Raw genomic sequence first — 352 nt, 5'->3', positions numbered from 1 at the left:
CTCTCTTACCAGGCCGCCGGAACAATCCAAGCCTGCAGCACCGACCCATCATTACAACTTCCTGCACGGTCACGGGAAACCGCCAGTTGACGCTGTCGTGCTGGGGGACATAGGCCAATGCTCCACTTCGCAGGTCCACGCCGTCGAGGGTTACTCTGCCCCGGCGGACGGGGAGGAGACCGGCGATGGCATTGAACAGAGTGCTCTTGCCGGCCCCATTCGGTCCTACAACCCCCATCAGTGTGCCTGCCTCTACGTCGAATGTGACGTCGTTCAGCGCCTTGTACCCGCCAAGCTCGACGGTCACACCCTGAAGCGACATGGCCGCGCCATGTGAGTTTGAAGCTGAGAT

General features: G+C 61.1%; 1 protein-coding gene. It reads right to left on the bottom strand.

Going from position 1 to position 352, the window contains the following annotated elements; all coding sequences use genetic code 11:
* Positions 1-322, bottom strand: a 322-nt coding sequence (locus J4G14_11935; protein MCE2458506.1) for an ATP-binding cassette domain-containing protein, incomplete at its 3' end; no start/stop codon positions are given.
* Positions 323-352: the final 30 nt, after the last annotated feature.

The organism is Dehalococcoidia bacterium (assembly GCA_021295915.1).
Lineage (GTDB): Bacteria > Chloroflexota > Dehalococcoidia > Lucifugimonadales > UBA1123 > VXRN01.
The sequence above is the reverse complement of the archived record's forward strand: the minus strand, read 5'-3'. Positions and strand labels throughout refer to the sequence as shown.